At 36.0% G+C, this 236-nt stretch carries 1 protein-coding gene; it reads left to right on the top strand.

What is annotated here, in order from left to right; translation table 11 throughout:
• Positions 1-133 (top strand): DUF485 domain-containing protein (locus KVT11_RS20640; RefSeq protein ID WP_217609221.1); only part of this gene is annotated, 133 nt, incomplete at its 5' end.
• Between the last annotated feature and the right edge of the window lie 103 nt (positions 134-236).

Here is a 236-nt window from a genome sequence, read left to right as displayed (position 1 = left end):
GTGGGCGTGGGTATTTGCTTTTGCACAATTTATTATGACTTGGGCTTTATGTATGATTTATAGCAAAAAGGCGGAATCCTTTGATGAAATCTCGCAAAAAATTCTACAAAATATGCAAAAAGGGAGGGGCTGACTTTGAATACAACCGCTTTTGCACTATTTTTAATTATTGTCCTTGGTACGCTCGTCATAACCTATTTTGCATCGAAAAAAACGAAAAATGCGAGTGAGTTTTA

Origin of the sequence: Bacillus sp. GbtcB10 (assembly GCF_019091365.1) — a bacterium.
GTDB lineage: Bacteria > Bacillota > Bacilli > Bacillales > Bacillaceae > Bacillus > Bacillus altitudinis.
The sequence above is the reverse complement of the archived record's forward strand: the minus strand, read 5'-3'. Positions and strand labels throughout refer to the sequence as shown.